This is a genomic window from Periweissella ghanensis (assembly GCF_918814755.1).
GTDB classification, from domain to species: Bacteria; Bacillota; Bacilli; order Lactobacillales; family Lactobacillaceae; genus Periweissella; species Periweissella ghanensis.
This window is the reverse complement of the sequence record NZ_CAKKNT010000025.1, coordinates 1-20,610: the sequence shown is the minus strand read 5'-3', so window position 1 is coordinate 20,610 and position 20,610 is coordinate 1. Positions and strand designations below refer to the sequence as shown.

General features: G+C 33.9%; 21 protein-coding genes. 20 read left to right on the top strand and 1 reads right to left on the bottom strand.

Annotated features, from left to right (window positions below; translation table 11 throughout):
* The first annotated feature begins 9 nt into the window (after positions 1-9).
* The 20 genes from LQZ76_RS07890 to LQZ76_RS07795 all read left to right on the top strand — a co-directional run bounded on the left by LQZ76_RS07890 (position 10) and on the right by LQZ76_RS07795 (position 19,851).
* On the top strand, positions 10-1,026 hold the full coding sequence (locus tag LQZ76_RS07890) for a glycosyltransferase (protein ID WP_230099181.1): 1,017 nt from the start codon (positions 10-12) through the stop codon (positions 1,024-1,026).
* A gap of 18 nt (positions 1,027-1,044) precedes the next feature.
* Complete coding sequence (locus LQZ76_RS07885) at positions 1,045-2,439, top strand: lipopolysaccharide biosynthesis protein (protein ID WP_284705998.1); 1,395 nt, start codon at positions 1,045-1,047, stop codon at positions 2,437-2,439.
* Between the two features lie 200 nt (positions 2,440-2,639).
* Entirely contained in the window at positions 2,640-3,128 is a 489-nt protein-coding gene (locus LQZ76_RS07880; protein ID WP_230099179.1) for a PTS sugar transporter subunit IIA, read from the top strand.
* A gap of 14 nt (positions 3,129-3,142) precedes the next feature.
* The gene (locus LQZ76_RS07875; RefSeq protein WP_230099178.1) at positions 3,143-4,654 is read left to right on the top strand and encodes a PTS transporter subunit EIIC; all 1,512 of its coding nucleotides are present in this window, start codon (positions 3,143-3,145) and stop codon (positions 4,652-4,654) included.
* Between the two features lie 32 nt (positions 4,655-4,686).
* Positions 4,687-6,333, top strand: a complete 1,647-nt coding sequence (locus LQZ76_RS07870; RefSeq protein WP_230099177.1) for an alpha,alpha-phosphotrehalase — start codon at positions 4,687-4,689, stop codon at positions 6,331-6,333.
* Between the two features lie 192 nt (positions 6,334-6,525).
* A complete protein-coding gene (locus LQZ76_RS07865; RefSeq protein WP_230099176.1) occupies positions 6,526-7,113 on the top strand; it encodes a sugar transferase in 588 nt (195 codons plus the stop codon).
* A 5-nt stretch (positions 7,114-7,118) separates the two neighbouring features.
* The gene (rfbD, locus tag LQZ76_RS07860; protein WP_230099175.1) at positions 7,119-7,961 is read left to right on the top strand and encodes a dTDP-4-dehydrorhamnose reductase; all 843 of its coding nucleotides are present in this window, start codon (positions 7,119-7,121) and stop codon (positions 7,959-7,961) included.
* Between the two features lie 10 nt (positions 7,962-7,971).
* Positions 7,972-8,739, top strand: coding sequence for a tyrosine-protein phosphatase (locus LQZ76_RS07855; protein WP_230099174.1), 768 nt, complete (start codon positions 7,972-7,974; stop codon positions 8,737-8,739).
* Between the two features lie 10 nt (positions 8,740-8,749).
* Positions 8,750-9,706: an LCP family glycopolymer transferase gene (locus LQZ76_RS07850; RefSeq protein ID WP_230099173.1), complete on the top strand. Its 957-nt coding sequence runs from the start codon at positions 8,750-8,752 to the stop codon at positions 9,704-9,706.
* A 20-nt stretch (positions 9,707-9,726) separates the two neighbouring features.
* Positions 9,727-10,602, top strand: a complete 876-nt coding sequence (locus LQZ76_RS07845; protein ID WP_230099172.1) for a YveK family protein — start codon at positions 9,727-9,729, stop codon at positions 10,600-10,602.
* 11 nt (positions 10,603-10,613) lie between these two features.
* Positions 10,614-11,357 (top strand): CpsD/CapB family tyrosine-protein kinase, encoded by a 744-nt coding sequence (locus LQZ76_RS07840; RefSeq protein ID WP_230099171.1) that lies wholly within the window; start codon positions 10,614-10,616, stop codon positions 11,355-11,357.
* 18 nt (positions 11,358-11,375) lie between these two features.
* Complete coding sequence (gene rfbA, locus LQZ76_RS07835) at positions 11,376-12,257, top strand: glucose-1-phosphate thymidylyltransferase RfbA (protein WP_230099170.1); 882 nt, start codon at positions 11,376-11,378, stop codon at positions 12,255-12,257.
* Positions 12,250-12,819: a dTDP-4-dehydrorhamnose 3,5-epimerase gene (gene rfbC / locus LQZ76_RS07830; RefSeq protein WP_230099169.1), complete on the top strand. Its 570-nt coding sequence runs from the start codon at positions 12,250-12,252 to the stop codon at positions 12,817-12,819. Before rfbA ends, rfbC begins: the two co-directional genes overlap by 8 nt.
* A gap of 451 nt (positions 12,820-13,270) precedes the next feature.
* The gene (locus tag LQZ76_RS07825) at positions 13,271-14,104 is read left to right on the top strand and encodes an O-antigen ligase family protein (protein ID WP_230099168.1); all 834 of its coding nucleotides are present in this window, start codon (positions 13,271-13,273) and stop codon (positions 14,102-14,104) included.
* Positions 14,094-15,122, top strand: a complete 1,029-nt coding sequence (gene rfbB / locus LQZ76_RS07820) for a dTDP-glucose 4,6-dehydratase (RefSeq protein ID WP_230099167.1) — start codon at positions 14,094-14,096, stop codon at positions 15,120-15,122. The genes LQZ76_RS07825 and rfbB overlap by 11 nt, the downstream gene beginning before the upstream one ends.
* Positions 15,123-15,154: 32 nt before the next feature.
* Entirely contained in the window at positions 15,155-15,940 is a 786-nt protein-coding gene (locus LQZ76_RS07815; RefSeq protein WP_230099166.1) for a glycosyltransferase, read from the top strand.
* Positions 15,919-16,701, top strand: coding sequence for a glycosyltransferase (locus LQZ76_RS07810; protein ID WP_250787403.1), 783 nt, complete (start codon positions 15,919-15,921; stop codon positions 16,699-16,701). The genes LQZ76_RS07815 and LQZ76_RS07810 overlap by 22 nt, the downstream gene beginning before the upstream one ends.
* Before the next feature lie 4 nt (positions 16,702-16,705).
* Positions 16,706-17,431, top strand: coding sequence for a glycosyltransferase (locus LQZ76_RS07805; RefSeq protein ID WP_230099164.1), 726 nt, complete (start codon positions 16,706-16,708; stop codon positions 17,429-17,431).
* Positions 17,424-18,308, top strand: coding sequence for a glycosyltransferase family 2 protein (locus LQZ76_RS07800; RefSeq protein ID WP_230099163.1), 885 nt, complete (start codon positions 17,424-17,426; stop codon positions 18,306-18,308). Before LQZ76_RS07805 ends, LQZ76_RS07800 begins: the two co-directional genes overlap by 8 nt.
* A gap of 13 nt (positions 18,309-18,321) precedes the next feature.
* Positions 18,322-19,851: a lipopolysaccharide biosynthesis protein gene (locus tag LQZ76_RS07795; protein WP_230099162.1), complete on the top strand. Its 1,530-nt coding sequence runs from the start codon at positions 18,322-18,324 to the stop codon at positions 19,849-19,851.
* 56 nt (positions 19,852-19,907) lie between these two features.
* Here the strand turns inward: LQZ76_RS07795 and LQZ76_RS07790 are convergent.
* Positions 19,908-20,610 (bottom strand): ISL3 family transposase (locus tag LQZ76_RS07790; RefSeq protein WP_230099161.1); only part of this gene is annotated, 703 nt, incomplete at its 5' end.

Genomic DNA, 20,610 nt, shown 5'->3' with positions numbered 1-20,610 from the left:
AAGTATTTGATGGAAAATGAAGTTTTACCGCCGATGTCAGAGCAGCCATTAGTATCAATTGTGGTGCCAATTTACAATGTGGGCAAGTTTTTATTACCAGCACTCCAAAGTATTCAAGCACAAACATACCAAAATTTGGAAATCCTGTTAATTGATGATGGTTCAACGGATGATTCGGGCCCGATTGCTGATGAATTTGCAGCTAAGGATGCCCGCTTTATTGTTCACCATGTTCAGAATGGGGGCCTTTCATCAGCACGGAATGTCGGGCTTAAATATGCGACGGGTGAATTCATTTACTTCTTTGATTCTGATGATTTGATTGCCACAACGCTTATTGAAAAAGGGGTTAATATTGCGACTCAAGCTAAGGTTAACGCCGTTATTTTTGATTATGAACAAATTGATGAGGCTGGGAAGGTTATTCCGAGTGCGTATGGGCATGGTGCGGTTTACCAACAAAGTCCAATTTTATCGGGTGATGAAGCGTTAATGCATTTATTCCAGCAAGATATTATCATTACTGCTTGGTCATATCTCGTTAAACGAGCAGTCTTGCTTGAGCATCAAATTGAATTTACAGTTGGGCGCTTGCATGAGGATATGAACACGACCCCGCGTGTATTGTGGTATGCTGATCGTATTGGGGTGGTCAACGAACGGTTATATCAATATCGTGTCCGTAGTGGGTCAATTATGAAAGATTTGAAACCCAAAAATTTAATTGATTCCGTGTGGATGCTTAAGCAAATTGAATTGTTCTTACAACAAAATAATTTACTTAAGACGCATCAAAAGCAATTTGCATGGTTAGTACATCAAACTTTATTACCATATGTTTTTAACATTTCAGATAAGTTTTTACGGCAAAATCCAACCACTAAAAAAGATTATTTTGATTTGTTAGAACATGCCTATCATGAAATTAAAATTGACAGCCGGACGATGCGTAAATTAAAATTATCAAAAATACCTGGAGTTAGTGGTTTAAAACGTTGGTTAAAACGCCAACCATGTATCTTCTAATTAGTAAAGGACAAGGATATGTTTTCGAGTAGCGTAAAGCGATTATTTAGTAATTCGCTGATTTTTTCAATTGGGACATTGGGGACAAAAGTAATTGGTTTCTTGATGGTACCGTTTTACACGTACTTTCTAACCCAAGGACAGTTTGGGATTGTTGATTTGATTTCAACAACGGTTGCCATGCTGACACCAGTGGTCACATTAAGTGTCTTTGATGCGATTTTTCGTTTCACGATGGATAAAAATTTTTCAAATAAAATTTTGTTTTCAAATGGTCTTGTAATCACGGTAATTGGTAGTATCGTAACCTTATTAGGTGGGATTATCGCCCAAATTGTTGGCTATCAATATGGCTTCTTATTAGCAATTTTACTGATATTGAGTGTTACGAGTTCATTTCTACAGTACTTTGTACGTGGTATTGGATACGTTAAATTATTTGCAGTTACTGGAATTGTCGGAACGTCACTGTCAGCAATTTTGAATATCATGTTTATTTGGTATTTTAAATTAGGAATTAACGGCTATCTATATGGGATGGCCGGGGCGCAACTCGGTACATTGATCTTAATCGTGGCAGTTGTTAAACCATGGCAATATATTGATTTTGGCTTAGTATCAAAAACTAATGCGATGATGCTTTTACGTTATAGTGTTCCAATGATTCCCAATGCATTTGCATGGTGGTTTACTAATGATGCTAATCGATTCTTTATTTTATTCTTCTTAGGTGCATCAGCTAATGGGATTTATGCCGTCGCTAATAAAATTCCATCGATTTTAACGATTTTCTTTACGGTCTTTAATCAAGCATGGCAAATTTCAGCGGTTGATGAATACGAATCACAAAGTAACTCGACGTTCTATAGTATGATTTTTAACAATTTGATTCATTTTTCATTTTTAGGGATGGCCGGCTTATTATTAATCTTAAAGCCATTGATGCATGTGTTAGTAGCACCTAACTTCTATTCAGCTTGGGAATTCGTACCATTCTTAATGTTGGCAATGATTTTTTCAAATCTGTCAGGGTTCTTGGGTAGTACGTATATTGCCGCTAAAATGACCACGAAACTATTTTCAACCACGATTTATGGGATGTTAACCAATATCGCATTTAATGCGGTATTGATTCCGTTAATTGGTTTAAATGGGGCTGGGTTAGGTAGCGCATTAGGTTTCTTAGCCGTGATGATTATTCGATTGAAGCAAACGAAAGCCTTTGTGACCATTAATGTTAAATGGGTCCCATTAACGATTCATTTAGTAATTACGGCATTAATGTATGCAACATTGCATTTACAAAACCAGATGTTAATGTTTACGTTATTGATTATGTTCTTTATCATAACCCTCGCACTAGCAGGTAAAGATGTCGTGGTCTTTTTAAAGCAACGTAAAGCAGCTAAATAAAGTAATACTGAAAACGTGTGGAAGAAAATCTTTCAGGCGTTTTTTTGTAGCCTAAATGATAAATTATACGTTAAATGTAAGCGTTAACAAAAAATGCGAAAAATAAAATGAAAACGCTTGCAAAAATCAAAAATGATGTTATATTAAGTATATAAAAGTTGTACGTACAAGTTATTTTGAAATTATTCAGGAGATTTATTATGTTTGGAATTGGAAAGAAAAAAGCACCCCTTGTTGAAGATACTAAGTTATATGCCCCATTAGATGGACAAACAATTGAATTATCATCCGTTTCAGATCCTGTATTTGCGAAAAAAATGATGGGTGAAGGCTTTGCGATTACCCCAACTGGTAGTCAAGTGGTCGCACCAGTTGCCGCTGAAGTTACGATGATTGAAGGTCACGTGATTGGTTTAAAACGCGCCGATGGGTTAGAAGTCTTAGTGCACCTTGGTCTTGATACGGTGACTTTAAATGGTGCGCCATTTAAGTCATTGGTTAAAGCTGGGGACATCGTTGAAGGGGGCACACCACTAGTAACTGTTGATTGGGCCGCCGTTCAAGCAGCTGGCTTAGAAACAACGACAATGATTATTTTCACTAATACGAATGAAGTATTAGCAGATTTTGATGTTAAATACCAAACGGTAACCGCCGGTGAAACCATCGGTAATGCCAACGTTAAATAAAAGGGGAATGGCTAATGGCAGATTACAAAGATCTTGCAAGTAACATTATTGAAAATGTTGGTGGTGCTAGTAACGTGGACAAAGTTATCCACTGTATCACCCGGTTACGGTTTTACCTAAAGGACGAAAAGAAAGCTAACGACGCCGCTTTTGAAGATATGGCAGGAGTTGCCGGTTCACTTTACAACAAAGGTTTAGGTCAATATCAAGTGGTTATCGGCCCGGCTGTGGCAGATGTCTATGATGAAGTGATTGCCCAATTAGGAGATCGCGTGGTCGATACGGAAGCAACCGAAGCTGCGACTGCTGAAACTGAAGGTGATAACGGTAGCAACAAGCCAACAAATATTTTTGGCTGGATTGCGTATGGCTTTAAAGTTTTAATTGGGACGATCACTGGTTCAATGATTCCCGTCATTGGTTTGTTAGCTGCTGGTGGGATGTTAAATGGGTTCTTGACGATTTTGTCAGATCCTAAATTGCTTGGTTGGGTCTCACCAACTTCAACAACCTTTACATTAGTCCAATCAATGGCGATGGCACCGTTCTACTTCTTACCAGTGCTAGTTGGTTTTACCGCCGCGCAACACATGAAGTCAGATCCATTGACCGTAGCGGCAATTGGGGCCTTACTTATTAAACCTGAAGTTGTTGCTATTGCTACTGGTAAAGCAACAGCCCACTTCTTAGGGATGCCAATTAATGCTTCATTCTTTGGTTTACCAATTACCGTCCCTAACTATGCTTACACGATTTTTCCAATTATCTTTGCGGCATGGTTAGCCCGTCCGGTTGGTAACTTCTTCAAAAAACACTTACCAGTTGCCATTCGCTCAATTTTCCAACCATTATTTACAATCTTCATCGTTGGTTCAGTTGTACTTGTTATCATGGGACCAGTGATTACCTTGCTTTCATCAGGAATTTCAGTTGCCGTTAACGCCTTGATCAACTGGAACTATGCCTTATCAGGTTTAATTATTGGTGGTTTGTACCAATGTTTAGTTATCTTTGGGTTACACTGGATGGTTGTGCCTTTGATTGCCAATGAAATTGCCCAACAAGGCCAATCACCATTGAACGCTTTGGTTAATTTCACAATGATTGCTCAAGGTGCCGGTGCCCTTGCGGTCTTCTTCAAGACTAAGAACGCCAACCTCAAAGGACTTGCCGGAGCTGGTACTTTATCAGCCTTTGCCGGGATTACTGAACCCGCAATGTATGGGATTAACTTGAAATACGGTAAAGTTTTCTGGACAGCCAATATTGGTGGGGCCGTGGGTGGTTTAATTGCCGGTCTCTTCCACTTACACATGTACGGATTTACTGGATCACTAGTCGGTTTCCCATCATTTGCTTCATCAAAAGATAATCCGCACAACTTATTAATCTTTGTGATTGCATCAATTGCGACCATTTTAGTTGGTTTCCTTTGCACATACTTCTTTGGCTTTAGTGATAAAGACCTTGATAAGAAAACCAAGACGGTTGCAAAGAAGAACGTCTTTAAAGAAGCTGTTCAATAAATTTTTACACGCTGCATGAGGAGAATTAGCATATGTTAGATTTAACCAAACAAGTTGTATATCAAATCTATCCGAAGTCATTTAAGGACTCTAACGGAGATGGTGTCGGTGATTTACCCGGAATTATTGAAAAATTGCCTTACTTAGCTGAATTAGGGGTTGATTTCATCTGGTTGAACCCATTCTATCCATCCCCTCAAAATGATAATGGGTACGATATTAGTGATTATTGTGCCGTTGATCCTTTATTTGGGACGATGGATGATTTTGAAACCTTGGTTGCCGAAGCACAAAAACTTAATATTAATGTGATTATCGATATGGTCTTTAACCACGTTTCAACCGACCATGCATGGTTTCAAAAGGCACTAGCAGGTGATCAACAATACCAAGATTACTTCTTATTACGTGAACGCCACGCGGATGGTAGTCATCCTAATCACTGGCAATCTAAATTTGGTGGTTCAGCTTGGGCCCCATTTGGTGATACTAAATTTGATTTCTTACACTTGTACGACCCAACGCAAGCCGATTTAAACTGGCGTAATCCTGCTGTTGTTGCCGAACTCAAAGATGTTTTGGATTTCTGGTTAGCTAAAGGGGTGCGCGGTTTCCGCTTTGATGTGATTAACGTCATTGGTAAAGATCCAGAATTATTAGATGCACCGGCGGGTACAAATGAAAAATTAATGTATACGGATAAACCAATTGTGCATGATTACATTCGGGAATTGAATGAGGCGACCTTTGGTAAATATGAAAACGTGATTACCGTTGGGGAATTGAGTTCAACCACGATTGAAAACGCTAATTTATACACGCGGCCCGACCGGCATGAATTATCAATGTCATTTAGTTTCCACCACCTAAAAGTTGATTACGAAAATGGTGAAAAATGGACTAAAATTCCATATGATTTTACAGCTTTGCGGAATTTGCTCCATGAATGGGGTACCGGTATGGCCGTCGGTGGGGGGATGCCAGCTTGGTTTTGGAATAACCACGATCAACCCCGCGGTTTAAATCGCTTTATTTTAAATCCGAAGTTTTACGATGAAGGAGCGCGTTTACTGGCGATGGTCGTGCACTTAAATCGGGGCGTGCCATACATCTATATGGGTGAAGAAATTGGTATGCGTGATCCTGAATTTACAAGTATTGAACAATACAACGATATCGAAGCGCATAATGCTTATCAAATGTTATTGGATCAAGGCCAAACGTCTGCGGAAGCCTTTGCAATTGTGAAGACCAAAGCCCGTGATAATGCCCGCACACCAATGCAGTGGGATAATTCCACCAACGCAGGCTTCACTACTGGCACACCTTGGTTAGGACTAGCTGAGTATTCGGATGTGAATGTAGCAACAGAATTGGCTAAAGACGCTAACTTATATGTGTTTTATCAAAAATTAATTCAACTACGCAAGACCGAAACAGTAATTGCTGATGGTGGATATACGGCTGCATATACAGATGTGCCGGAAGTCTTTGCCTTTGTTCGTGAATTAAACGGCCAAAAACTTTTGATGGTGGCACACTTTGGTGAAGCACCAACGCAAATTGATCTCGGTGAATTTGCAGATGGTGAACTAGTAATTAGTAGTTATGCGGATACAACTGTTACAACTGATTACCAATTACGCCCATATGAAGCAATAGCTTTGAAAATAAAATAAATAAAGCGAACGGTCGATTATTCGACGGTTCGCTTTATTTATTTTATTTAATGATTAAAAAAGCATACAAATATTAAATATATACTAAAAGGCTTAGAGTTATTTATTTTTTTTAAGTTTAATGGTAAAGTGAAAAGTGGCAATTTTTTAAGGTATTCATAAGAATTAAACAATTATAAGGATTAGAAATTTATGTATAACAAAATTGGAAAGAGAATTGCAGATATTTTATTCGCAGTTATTTTGTTAATTATAACTTCACCAATATTTGTAATTACGGCAATTGCAATTAAAGTAAATTCACGGGGACCGATTATTTTTCGGCAACAACGTGCAGGAATTAATGCGCAACCATTTGAATTATACAAGTTTAGATCAATGCGGGTTGAAACACCTGAAGTTGCTTCGAATGATTTAAATGGGATGGACTATAACACGACTGTTGGTAAGTTTATCCGTAAATTATCAATCGATGAATTACCACAGCTCTTTAATGTCTTAAAAGGTGATATGAGTGTAATTGGTCCCCGACCGGTAATTCTGAAAGAAGCACACTTAATTGAATTACGTCATCAAAAGGGTGCTGATACTGTACGGCCTGGAATTACAGGCTTAGCACAAATTAATGGACGTGATGATATGGATGATATCACTAAATCTAACTGGGATGAAACGTATGTTAATAATCTTCGAATGGGTTTAGATGTTGGTATTTTTATTAAAACGATTATTTCGGTTATTAAACGTGATGGAATTGTTGAAGAAAAAATAAAAGGGTGATAGATATGAAATATTGGATTTTAGGTGCTAGTGGCCAGCTAGGACAAGAATTAGTTCACTTAACTAAAGAAAACGGTTTAGATGTTAAGGCATATACATCTCAAGAATTAGATATTACTAATTTAGAATTATTACTTGCTACAGCACAAAAAGAACAACCAGATGTAATTCTTGATGCGGCGGCTTACACTAAAGTTGATTTAGCAGAAGATGATGGTAAGGTCCTAAATTGGCAAGTTAATGCGGTGGGGACACAAAATTTAGTTAAAATTAGCCAAGCAATTAATGCAAAATTAGTTTATGTTTCGACTGATTATGTATTTGATGGTACATCAAGTGATGAATACACCGAGGATGCGTTGGTTAAACCACAAAATGAATACGGGCGTGCAAAGTTAGCTGGTGAATTTGCAATTTTAAATGCTAATATTGATGCTTATATTGTCCGAACAAGTTGGGTATTTGGTGAATATGGTAATAATTTTGTGTATACAATGCAACGTTTGGCTAAACAACACAAACGCTTAACAATTGTTGATGATCAAATTGGTCGACCTACTTGGACTAAAACCCTTGCACAATTTATGTTGCACTTAATTCAAGTTGAAGCAGCCTATGGTACATATCATTTAAGCAACGATAATTCCGCTTCATGGTTTGAATTTGCCCAAGAAATTTTGAAGGACGTTGATGTGGAAGTTGCACCAATAACATCTGCTGAATTTCCACAAAAAGCTTATCGGCCTAAAGATTCTGTAATGAGTTTAGCTAAAGCTAAGGCAACTGGATTTAATATTCCAACGTGGCAAGAGGCTTTAGAAGAGTTTATGGATAACGAAAATAAATAGGTAATATACGATGATAGATATACATAGCCATCTACTTCCAGGAATCGATGATGGAAGTCCAAGTTGGGATGCATCAATAGAATTAGCACGACAAGCAGTCAGTGATGGTATTGAAGTTGCATTAATGACCCCGCATCATCAGAATGGAAAATATATTAATCCAGGGCCAGAAGTAATCAAGTTAACTGATGAATTTCAAACGCTGCTGGACGAAGAAAATATTCCGTTAAAAGTATTTCCATCACAAGAAGTTCGAATAAATAGTGAGATAATAACGGACTTAGGAGAAGGTGAAATTGTCGGTACTGATGAAGATACACGGTATTTTTTATTGGAATTTCCTGATAATTCAGTGCCAAGTTTCACCAAAGATTTGGTATTTAGAATTTTACAAATGGGCGTGACACCTATTATAGTCCACCCAGAACGAAACACCGCCTTAATGGCACATCCAGAAATACTCTTTGAGTTAGTTAATCAAGGTGCGATTTCACAGATAACTGCAAGTAGTTTAGTGGGAACATTTGGCAAAGCGGTCCAAGCTTTCAGTCAGGATATCATCCAAAATGGATTAACGCACTTAATTGCCTCTGATGCACACTACTTACCTGGCCGTAAGTATGAAATGACTGGTGCCTTTTCAATTTTGGGACGCTTAACTGATTATCAACATGTTAAAGCTTTTCACCAAAATGCTAAAGCGGTGGTTAATGGTGATTCAATAATCCGTTTTGATGAAACGCCGATAAAAAAGCGGAAATTATTCGCAAAATATTAAAGGGGAAATTATGCAAGACGTAAAAAATGTGCATAAGCACCATAAGCACCATACAAAACATAAAGCTTTAAAAATTATTTCAGCTATTATTGTGACAATTTTAGTTATTGCTGGTGGGGCCTTTGCGGTCTATTACCATAATGCGCGTAGTTTGTTTGAGGCTAGCTATGTGCCATCTCACGGAAAAAAGTTGCGTAATTCCGGTTCAATAATTGACAATAAGCAGCCAATTTCAATATTACTATTAGGGACCGATACTGGAGCGCTTGGTAGAGACTACAAAGGCCGAACAGACAGCATGATGGTTTTAACTTTGAATCCCGCCAAGCAATTAACGACGATTACTAGCATTGCCCGGGATACTCGTACCAATATAGCTGGTTATCCAGAATTTAGTCCCGCTAAAATTAATGCAGCTTATGCCTATGGCTCAGCGGGTGCAGCGATGGCAACGGTTCAGAACCTAATTGGTAATCCGATTGATTTTTATGTGCTTATTAACATGGGTGGCTTGGAGAAAGTAATTGATCAAGTTGGTGGCGTTGATGTTACTTCACCATTAACCTTTAATTTTGCGGGTTATTCATTTAATAAGGGCCAGACATACCATATGGATGGGAATAAAGCACTCCAGTTCTCACGGATGCGCCATGAAGATCCGCTTGGTGATTATGGACGTCAAAATCGCCAACGGTTAGTAATCATGGCGTTGATTAATGAACTAAAAAAACCAAGTAATTTAGCTGATACTAAGCTACTTGGAATGTTTACTAAAAACGTCCAAACGGATTTACAATTTAATCAATTGGAAGATTTAATTCTTAACTACCGTGATGCAAGTAAACACGTAACTCAAGATCATTTACAAGGTCAAGGCCAAATGATTAATGGCCAATCATATGAAGTTGTATCAAACGAAGAAAAAAATCGTGTCGCCGCAGAAATTGCTAAGGCACTACAACAATAGATTGAGGAAATATCAACACGATGGAAAATGTTATTGATTTACAGAAATTATGGAAGTTAGTTATACAACATTGGATTTTTATCATTATTTTGGCGGTAATTGGTGCTGGAAGTTCATTTGTGGTTAGTAAATACGTGGTTACAAAGAAATATGCGGCAACTGTTTCTCTATTAGTTAATAGTGCAAATGACAATAATAATCCGAATGTACAATTTGCTAACCAGCAAGCAGATGTTCAACTAATTAGTACGTATAAAAATATTGTGACACAACCAATTATTTTAAATGATGTTGCTCGGAATCTGTCTACCAATCAAAAGATTCAAGTTACACCAGCTAAAAAAGCTATTACACGGATTAATCGTTTAGGTGAAGAAGTAGTCGTACAAAAGGCAGTGCTAGCAACTTATAAGTATCAACCAGCTAAATACAATATTAAAGCAAGTACACTAGCTAAGATGATTAACATTACAAATGATGCCAATTCGCAAGTATTCAATATTATGGTTAAAAGTACAAATGCCCAGCAAGCAGCCGACATTGCCAATGAAATTGCTAAAGTATTCAAAGTTAAAATTGTTAAATTAATGAATGTTAAAAATGTCAATGTCGTTTCCGCAGCAAATGCAAATAAAATTCCAGTATCACCTAATGTTAAATTAATAACACTTGCCGGCTTGTTGTTGGGTATTATTGTTGCATTAGGTATTGTTGTGATTCGTGATTTAACCGATCGGACAATCAAATCACTTGATTTCCTTAAAGATGAGTTAGAAATTAATGATTTGGGAACCATGTACTTGGTTGGAAATGTGAAGACATATCAGGATTATGTTAATCAAAAAAGTGTACAAAAAAATAATGATGATAAAAACATGCATCGTCGTCGAGTATAGAGGTAATAGAAATGGTATTATTTAAGAAAAAAGATTTAAATAAAATTGATCAGTATACTCAAAAGAATGGTGTGCGTTTAGTAAATCTAGTCGATTCTAAAAGTATCGTTGCTGAACAGATTCGGATGATTAAAACTAATATCGAATTTGCAGGGGTAGCTAAAAATAAATTAAAGTCAATTGTGATTACATCACCCGAAATTTCAGATGGGAAATCAACGGTGAGTGCCAATTTGGCAATTGCATGGGCACAATCAGGTAAGCGTGTCTTGTTCATGGATGCTGATTTACGCCGTCCAACACTCCATTCAACATTCAATTTGCCTAATAACGAAGGTTTAACAAGTATTCTATCTGGCCAAGGTTCAGTCGAAACTGCAATTAGACACACTGTTGTAGGAAATTTAGATGTTTTAGTTAGTGGAATTGTTCCGCCAAATCCGGCTGAACTTTTAGGCAGTAAACAGATGGAAAATTTAATCAAATGGGCTGAAGAAAAATATGATTTGCTAATTATTGATACGGCACCTGTAAATTTAGTTACTGATGGGCAGATTCTTGCTACAAAGGTTGATGGGACTGTATTGGTAGTACGCTATGGAAAAACTCAGAAAACAACTACAAAGCGAGCGATTGAATTAATTCAGCACGTTGAAGGTAACATTTTAGGGGTTGTTGCTCGTGGAACTCAGAAAGAAGTAGCTGGCTACGGCTATGGCTATGGCTATGGCTACGGTAACGAAAATAGTAAATAATTAAAGGAAAATATAAATATGAAAGGCATTATCTTAGCTGGTGGTTCAGGTACACGTTTGTACCCGATCACTAAAGCCACAAGTAAACAATTAGTTCCAATCTATGATAAGCCAATGATCTATTATCCATTGTCCGTTTTAATGTTGGCTGGAATACAGGATATTTTAATAATATCAACCCCGGAATTCACGCCTCAATTTGAAGAATTATTTGGTAATGGAAATGAATTAGGTTTAAACATTAGTTATAAAATTCAAGAAGAACCTAATGGTTTAGCTGAAGCGTTTATTTTAGGTGCAGAATTCATAGGCGATGATAGTGTTTCACTTGTTCTTGGTGATAATATCTTCTATGGAGCTGGATTATCAAACCTATTACAAGAAGCATCTTTGAATAAACAAGGTGCAACGGTTTTTGGTTATCAAGTAAAAGATCCTGAACGCTTTGGAGTTGTTGAATTCGACAATCAAGGTAAGGCACTTTCAATTGTTGAAAAGCCGGCAGCACCAAAAAGTAATTATGCTGTAACTGGTCTATATTTCTATGATAATGATGTTGTTGAAATTGCTAAAAATCTTGAACCATCACCCCGCGGTGAATTGGAAATTTCAGATATTAATGCCGAATACCTTCGGCGTGGCCAATTGGATGTACAAGTTATGGGGCGAGGATTTGCATGGCTTGATACAGGAACGCATGATTCTCTATTAGAAGCGTCAAGTTTTATAGCAACAATTCAAAAGCAACAAAATTTAAAAGTTGCTTGTCTAGAAGAAATTGCCTATCGGATGGGTTACATTTCAGTAGACGAATTAGAAAGTCTCGCGCAACCTTTGAAAAAGAACGATTACGGACAATACTTATTACGTCTAGTTACGGAGGAAAGAAGAAATGGTTAAGATTTTACCTACAAAGTTACAAGATGTTAAACTAATTGAAACGGATGTTTTCGGTGATAATCGTGGTTTTTTTACTGAAGCATATACACGTAATAAGTTTGAAGAAATTGGAATTGATTTTGATTTTAATCAGGATAATCACTCTTTATCTGCAGAAGCAGGTGTTCTTCGTGGATTGCACTATCAATTAGCACCATATACACAAACTAAATTAGTGCGTGTTGCCACTGGGGTAGTTTGGGATGTTTTAGTCGATATGCGTAAGGGCTCACCAACTTATGGTGAATGGGAAGGTTATCTTTTAAGTGAATATAACCATCGTCAATTACTTGTACCACGTGGATTTGCACATGGATTTATTACGTTAACACCAAACGTAAATTTCTTGTATAAAGTAGATGGTTATTACGAACCAAAAGCCGACCGTGGAATTGCCTTTGATGATCCACAAATTGACATCACATGGCCAATATCTATGCAACATTTAATCATGTCGGATAAAGATAAAAGACATCCAAGTTTTAATGATGCAGAAAACAACTTTATATATGGTGAAATTTAGGTAAATTATGTAACAAACTTGGAGGTACTGTAAGATTAAAAAGATTTCTATAAATAGAGTTATTATCTTAATATTTATTTTTGATTTAATAATGTGCGGAGCAGGAAGACTAATAACTTTTGGCCCAATTAGTGAAAGATATGTGATATTCGTAATTTTATTACTTTCATATTTTCTTTTTGCAATAGTAAATAATACATGGTTGATAACTAAGCATGAAGTTACTATATTATTTTTTTTAATGTACTTATTTTTTCCAATATATGTAGGTATATTAAATGGAAATTCCCTTAGTAATATTTTATTAAGTTATCAAGGATATGTGTATTTAATTCTTTTTTTTCCAATATATTTAATAATAAATTCAGAGGATATGATTAAGTTCACTTGGAAGATATTTGATTTTTTTTCATTTCTATGTAGTTTAATTGTTATAGCATGCTTTTTGTATATGCTCATATTTAATTTATCAGCTTATGCAAATTTAACTACTATTTTAACTAAATATAGTTTGGGATTAGTTGATTTCGTTAATGGATCTCCACGCGTTTTCTTTAAAGTTTCCCCAATATTTGGGTTTTTCTTTATACGACAAATGGATATTTTGTTATCAAATGGATTTAAATTTAAAAATTGTATATATGCAATAGCAGGATTATTAGCAAGTATCGCATCCATTACTATTGGAATTTGGATTGGTATTGGAATCGCTATGATATTTTTGCTTCTCCCATACTTAAAAAAATTAAATTTACAATTTGTGATAATAGTTCTTGGCGTAAGTATTGCTGGCATATTGTTAATTCATTTTGATATTTTAAAAATTTTTCAAAATAGATTGAGTTCAACAGATTTTAGCAGACAACAAAAAACAACACAGTTATTTGTTTTATTAAGTCAAATTCAGTTGCACCCAATATTTGGTAGTGGGTTTGGAGAAACGTTGACTATTAATTCCCCAGTAGGAATAAGAAATCAAACACAATTTGAATTATCATTTTTACAGGTAATAATGAATACTGGACTTATTGGATTTTCTTTTTTTGCATCAATTTTAATTAGCCCATACAACACTTTTTTTAAATTGAATGATCGATTTAAGGATATGTCCAAAGGTAATATTTTGGGACTAATTGTCATAATAACTGCATCAACAGTAAATCCATTTATTACAAATCCAATTGGAATCGGATGTTTTTTATTAGTAGCTATTTCTATTGACAGATTTAGTGAATTATCAGATAAAAGTAAAATTGTTAAAATTAGGAGAAATTATGAATTTTAAAAATATTATTGTAACTGGTGGTGCTGGGTTTATTGGTTCAAATTTTGTTCATTATGTTGTGAATAACCATCCAGAAGTTCACGTTACGGTTCTTGATAAATTGACCTATGCCGGTAATGAAGCTAATTTAGCTGGATTACCAAAAGATCGCGTAAAATTAGTTGTGGGTGATATTTGTGATGCGACTTTAGTTGATTCGTTAGTGAAAGATGCTGATGCAATTGTGCACTATGCTGCCGAAAGTCACAACGATAATTCTTTAAAGGATCCGTCACCATTTATTCAAACTAACCTTATTGGAACATATACGTTGTTAGAAGCTGCACGTAAATATGGCGTTCGCTACCACCATGTTTCAACTGATGAAGTATATGGTGATTTACCGTTACGTGAAGATTTACCTGGTCATGGCGAAGGTGAAGGTGAAAAATTTACTGCGGAAACCCGCTACAATCCTTCAAGTCCATATTCATCAACTAAAGCTGGTTCTGATTTACTTGTTCGTGCATGGGTACGTTCATTTGGATTACAAGCAACAATTTCAAATTGTTCAAATAACTATGGCCCATATCAACATATTGAAAAATTTATTCCACGTCAAATTACTAATATTTTGAGTGGAATTAAGCCTAAACTATACGGTGAAGGTAAAAATGTGCGAGATTGGATTCATACTAATGACCACTCATCAGGTGTTTGGGCAATTTTAACTAAGGGCCGAATTGGTGAAACCTACTTGATTGGTGCTGACTGCGAGAAGAACAATAAAGAAGTTCTAGAACTTATTTTAGAACAAATGGGCCAACCAAAAGATGCTTATGATTTTGTCGCAGATCGACCGGGTCACGATTTGCGATATGCAATTGATTCAACCAAGCTTCGAGAAGAGCTTGGTTGGGAGCCAAAGTACACCAACTTTGAAGCTGGGATGGCTGATACTATTAAATGGTATCAAGAAAATGGTGCATGGTGGATTGATAAGAAAAAGAATGTTGAAAAATCATATGAGCAAAAGTAATTCATTTATTAAATGGGAGGAAATTACTTATTGTGTTAAATAAATTGAAGCTATCTTTTTCTATTGTTACTTATAATAATCAAAATGAAATAAGAAAAATTATAAACAACATTAATGATGTAGTACGTGATTATGATTATGTAATTTATGTCATTGATAATGGGTCAATTGACGCTACAGTTTTAGAAGTTAACGAATTAATAGGAAATAATGACAGAATTAAACTTTTAAAATCTGCAAATTTAGGATTTGGACACGGGCATAATTTGGTTTTAGGGCTACTTGAATCAGATTATCATTTTATTGTAAACCCTGATATTATCTTGCCTAATGAAAAAGATAATTTAAATAATATGTTAGACTTTCTTGAAAAAAATAAAGATGTTGGACTATTAACACCTCAAATAAGAAATCAAGACGGCTCGGTTCAATTATTACTGCGTAATGAACCGACGGTTTTTGATGCATCAATTCGTTTTATGGGAAAAAATTTATTTAAGAAAAGACAAAATAAATTTATAAACTTAGAGTCTGGTTATAACAAAATCATGGAAACACAAAATGCAACTGGTTGTTTTATGGTTTTTAGATCCAACGTATTTCAACAAATTAATGGATTTGATCCTAGATATTTTATGTATTATGAAGATTCCGATATTACTAAAAAAACTAAAAAAGTTGCAAAAACAATTTTTTTCCCTTTTAGTTACGTAACGCATCAGTGGCAACGCGATAATAAAAAGAAAATTAAGTTTGTATACATAAATATAATGAGCTTAATTAAATTTATGAATAAATGGGGGTGGAAGTTATATTAGATACACACATAATAGTTTTCTATAATCAATTAATTGAGAATTCAATTGCTGTAACGACATTGATGAAACATGAAAGTAATATTTTAATTATAGATAATTCTAATAAACAACCGATTTTAGAACGTAATCAAGAATTTTGTACATATCAAAATATTGGATACCATTCTATGAACGGAAATAAAGGCCTTGCAAGTGCTTATAATACAGCTGTTAGTATGATAGATACAGAGTGGCTCATTATGTGGGATCAAGATACAAAAATAAATGATGATTTTTTTGAAAAAATTAATTTAAAAAATATTTCAGAAAAAGTAGACATTTTAATTCCGCAAATACGTGCGAATGAGAAAATTATATCACCTTGTAGTTTAGTAGGACCAATGGTACTTAACTATAATGAATTTAGGACAATTACAGCTATAAATTCTGGAATGATTATTAGAAAGAAAGCTTTATTGGAAATCGGCCTATATAATGATGCATTATTTTTAGATTACATTGATCATGATTTAATGAATCGATTTGCAAAAGAATCTTACAGTATAGAATACTTAAAAGAACTAGTTATTGAACAGCAATTTTCTAGTTTTGAATTACAAAGTAAGGATGCTGCTTTGTTTAGATTTAAAATTTATAAGAAAGATTTTAAAGTGTTTTGTAATGAATTTCCATTCGGGAATATTTACTCGTTCATTAAAATTTTATATAGATCAATCAAACTAAATGTTAAATACAAAACTTTTTCTTTTTTTATGAGGTAATGATGTGAGATTATCAGTTTTAATAGCATCCTATAATGGTGAGAATTATATCAAAGAGCAAATTTCATCAATAATTAGCCAAATTAATTTTGAAGATGAAATAATTGTATCAGATGATGGTTCAACTGATTCTACGATTGAAATTATCCGAAATTTTAAAGATAGTAGAATTAAAATAATTCAAGGCCCTCGTAAGGGATTAATTAAAAATTTCGAAAATGCTATTAATAATAGTAATGGCGATGTTATCATTTTTTCTGACCAAGATGATATTTGGGGTTCTGAAAGAATCAATAGTTTGATAAAAGCATTTAATAATAATGCTGATTTAGTTATTTCAAAAAGTATAGCAGTTGATTCCAATTTGAATCCGTTAAAGGGAATACTAGCTGATCCTACTTTTCAAAGAGGATTGATAAGAAATTTATACAAAAACACGTATATTGGTGCCACTATGGCAATTAAAAAGTCAGAGTTAATGAAGGCTTTGCCGTTTCCAAATTCTATAATTATGCATGATCAGTGGATAGGGTTGAACATGGAACTATTGAATAAAAATATTCAATACGAACCTAGTGGTATTCTTTATCATAGAAGACTAGAATCTAATGTCACATATAATAAAAAACAAAGTTTATTTAAGAAGATTAATGACAGGTTAGTGATGGGTCTTTTAATTTTGAGAGTAATGATTAAATCTTTGACTAAAGTAGATAATTCAAGTGAGTAAAGAAAAATTAATGGAAAAAATATCTGTAATAATACCAGTTTATAATGGTCAAAAAACAATTGAGAGAGCGGTGAATTCTGTTCTTGATCAAACATTTCAAGATTTTGAATTACTTATAATTGATAATGAATCAACAGATAAGACTTTAGAAATTTTGAATAATATCAAATCAGACAAGATACGTATTTTAAATTGTGAGAAAGGCAGAAGTAAAGCAAGAAACTTAGGCATAAATTCTGCAAAGGGAGATTTTATTGCATTTCTTGATGCTGATGATATGTTTGAAAAAAATCATTTAAAAATGTCAATGAAGGCATTCGAATTAGATGGAACTCTTGATTTATTTGCAGATCAGGCTGTGCATGTTAAAGCAAATAAAAAAATAGGCAATGTGACATCATTTGAAGATAAAAAGAGTACAGATTTATTAAAAGGAAATTTATTTTGTATTTCTAGTCCAGTATTTAAAAATGATAAAAATATTATTTTGTTTAATGAAGAACTTGAGTATAACGAAGATTGGCTCTTTTGGACACTAAATTTCTTTAATAAAAACATTCAATTTTCTGAATATGTTGGATCTCTAATTTTTATTACAGGTGAGAATACAATGTCTAAAATTGAAATGTATGCTACGATGGCATTTGTTTTAGCTAATTTTAAAAAGGAATTACATGCAAAGAATTCAAATTTTTCGTTAATTATTAAAAGTGTCATTTGGTTAAGAATTTTAAATAATGAGACTTTAAACTTTACAAAATCAATAATTAAACAACAATTTCCAATAGCATATGCTGTTGGAAATTGTTTAGCAATATTTCCATTTGTGAAAAAAGAAATGATGCATAGAAGAGAATCAAAAAAAAATATTTATTAATGGAGACTTTTATTTGAAAAGTAGAATACAATCCTCAGTTTTAAATGCAACAAGTAGTGTCGTTTTTCAAATCGTACAATTATTATTAAGATTTGTAATTCAAAATATTTTTATTATGACTTTAGGTAAGTCAGTGGCAGGTGCTAATGGGTTATTCTCTAATTTACTAACTTTTCTTTCATTTACAGATTTAGGGATTGGAAGCGCAATAATTTTTGCACTTTACAAACCAATTTCAGAAAATAATTATAATGTTATTTCTTCTTTGATGAATATGTTTAAAAAATTATATATATTCATTGGTATTTTAATAACATTTTTAGGAATAGTTCTTTCGTTCTTTTTACCCTTTTTTGTTAAAAGTGGAACAGAAATTCCGCATATGCAAATGTTATTTATTTTATTTGTATTGAATACAAGTATAGGTTATTTATTTTCATACAAGCAATCTTTATTAATCGCATATCAATTAAGTTATGTTGTTATTTTAAATAATCTATTATTTTTTGTAATTCAAACTGTTCTTCAGATAATAGTGTTGAAATTTTTGGGCAGTTATATTGGATTTTTAATAATACAGATTATAATTACAATTTTGTTCAATGCAATTATTACTATAATAGCGGATAGTAAATTTAAGGAAATAAAAATAAATAAAAGTAAAAAAATACCCGAAAAAATTTTGATCGATTTGAAGAAAAATATTTTAGGAACGATTGCATCAAAAATTGGATTTATTTTTGTATTTAGTACTGATAATATCTTAATTTCGAAATTTTTAGGTTTGTCGATTGTTGGTATATATTCAAATTATGCTTTACTTATAAATGGAATAAATTCAGTTATTAATCAAGGCGCAACTGCATTGGTTGCAACGTTTGGTAACCTAGGTGTTTCAAGTGACGAACAAAGATCTGTTGATGTTTTTTATAAATTTCAATATTTAATATTTTCATTGATTTTCTTCACGTCAATAAATACATTGGTTCTAATACAGAAATTTATAGTTTTGTGGTTGGGGATTTCTTACACATTACCCAATGTAACTGTATTCGTAATTGTAATAAATTTTGCAATAAATTTATTACGTTTACCTACTTTAACTTTTATAAATGCATATGGCTTGTACTATCCAATTAGATATAAGTCATTAATAGAAGCGAGTGTAAATTTTTTTGTAGGGTTAGCTTTAATTAAATTTACTACCTTAGGTGTTAATGCTGTCTTAATTGGAACTATTGTTAGTAACATCACTGTTAATTTATGGTGGGAACCAAAGGTATTATTTCAGCATGGTTTACGAAGTCCTTTGATTAAATATCACATAAGGACGCTTATGTTTACATTTGTAATGATTATTACATGCGGATTAATTTATTTTTGTGGACTTATGAATGTGGATTCAAGTATATCTATATTTAAATTTATTATCTTGCTTGTTATAACAAGTATTGTATCGATTTTAATATTTATGATTATTAATTTGCGATCAATTGAACAAAAATATTATCTAAATTTTTTAAAGTCTGCGTTTAAAAATTAGGTTCTAAGTCAAATGGTACTGATGGACCTAAAAATTGAATAAATTCGTTTATTCGCTTAAGCGACTAGCTCGAGATTCGAGTTGGTCGCTTTTTTGTAATTCATAGCGAAAAATGAATTTTTAAATGCGATTAAAATTCGTTGGCGGAAATTCTCGAAGTTACGAAAACCATAGCCGATTCTTTTAATGACTTTAATTTTATTATTCATACCTTCAACCGGCCCGTTGGAAAAACCGTATTTAAAACTGTTGAGGATTTCGGTGTAAACTTTTTGGATGGCCCGGCGAGCTTTCATCATTTGTGGTGGTAAGTTGGTGCCATCGTGAAGAACATTTGCTAAATAAGCACCGGCGCGTTGTTTAAGGGCGTAGATGATATCTTGATAAAATTCATAGGCTACACGAAGTTCAGGTGATAAAGCGAGAATGCGATCAACAACTTCTGAATCGCTAAGGTAGGCATAGCGATAGTTGATACGTTTAGTACGGGTTTCGTAATTTAAGTCATTGCTGTCTTTTAAAATTAAGCGATGGAATCTTTTTAACTGACGGTATTCAGGAGAATCAGTTTTAAATTGTTTCATTACTTTAATGCGCAATGTGTTTAAAGCTTGGTATGCCTGAGTTACTACGTGAAAACGGTCAGCGATAATTACGGCGTTAGGAAACAGTTCATGGATTGCCTTACGATATGGTGTAAATAAATCAACAGTGACTGTCTTAACGGCCCGACGGGCTTCGATATTATATTGGCTAAAA